Here is a 1,214-nt window from a genome sequence, read left to right on the forward strand (position 1 = left end):
TGACGCGGTTTTTCTGATCCTGGATTTATAGCGCCTCTATTGGCCACATCGCGAGCAGGCTCACTCCTACAGTTGGAATGAGTTTCTCCTGTAGGAGTGAGCCTGCTCGCGATGGCGTCACCCGGTTGTTACCTACTTCACCCCAGCCCGCACCACCGATAATTCCGGAACCGCTCCCCGCCGCTGACTTAAATACCGCGTACAACTCACCCGCAAGAACGACGCAAAATTCACCACCTCCCCGCGATAATCCATCACCTCTTCATACAGCTTGGCGATCAACTGGTTGGTGGTCATGCCGTCGACCTCGGCGATCTCGCTGAGGATGTCCCAGAACTGATTCTCCAGACGCAACGTCGTCACCACGCCGCAGATGCGCAGTGAGCGCGAGCGTGATTCGTAGAGAATCGGGTCGGCCTTGACGTAGAGCTCGCACATCGGCGAATCCTCGTTACAGGGTGATTTTAGTGCCGAGCAAGCCGAGGAAACCGGCTAGCCAGTTCGGGTGCGCCGGCCATGCCGGGGCCGTGGCCAGATTGCCTTGAACGTGGCCATCCGTCACGGCGATGTCGATGTACGTACCGCCCGCCAGTCGCACTTCCGGGGCGCAGGCCGGATAGGCGCTGCACTCGCGACCTTCGAGCACGCCGGCAGCTGCCAGCAACTGAGCACCGTGGCAGACCGCCGCGATCGGTTTGCCAGCCTTGTCGAAGGCGCGCACCAGGTCGAGGACTTTTTCGTTGAGGCGCAGGTATTCCGGGGCCCGACCGCCGGGGATCAGCAGCGCGTCGTAATCGCCTTCGCTGACCTTGGCGAAGTCGAAGTTGAGGGCGAACAGGTGACCGGGTTTTTCGCTGTAAGTCTGGTCGCCTTCGAAGTCATGGATCGCAGTGCGTACGGTGCCGCCGGATGGCTTGTCGGGGCACACGGCGTGGACGGTGTGCCCGACCATCTGCAGGGCCTGGAACGGCACCATCACTTCGTAGTCTTCGACGTAATCGCCAACCAGCATCAGAATCTTTTTCGCGGCCATGGGGAGGACTCCTCTGGGAAATGCTTGGGAGTGTTCAAGGTAGACCTATTCGACAGTGACGGGTAACAACGGGCTACTACCGGGTTAACGCCATCGCGAGCAGGCTCACTCCTACAGGGGAACGCATTTCAAATGTAGGAGTGAGCCTGCTCGCGATGGCGCCGGCAAACTGTACGGATAA

The 1,214-nt window shown here is 59.9% G+C and carries 2 protein-coding genes; both read right to left on the reverse strand.

Translation table 11 applies throughout. From position 1 onward, the window contains the following. Nucleotides 1–132: 132 nt before the first annotated feature. A complete protein-coding gene (locus QMX93_RS30715; protein WP_159815793.1) occupies nt 133–438 on the reverse strand; it encodes a ribbon-helix-helix domain-containing protein in 306 nt (101 codons plus the stop codon). 13 nt (nt 439–451) lie between these two features. Next, nucleotides 452–1,033: a DJ-1/PfpI family protein gene (locus QMX93_RS30720; protein WP_159815792.1), complete on the reverse strand. Its 582-nt coding sequence runs from the start codon at nt 1,031–1,033 to the stop codon at nt 452–454. Between the last annotated feature and the right edge of the window lie 181 nt (nt 1,034–1,214).

Source organism: Pseudomonas sp. PS01303 (assembly GCF_029959385.1).
Taxonomy (GTDB): domain Bacteria; phylum Pseudomonadota; class Gammaproteobacteria; order Pseudomonadales; family Pseudomonadaceae; genus Aquipseudomonas; species Aquipseudomonas rustica.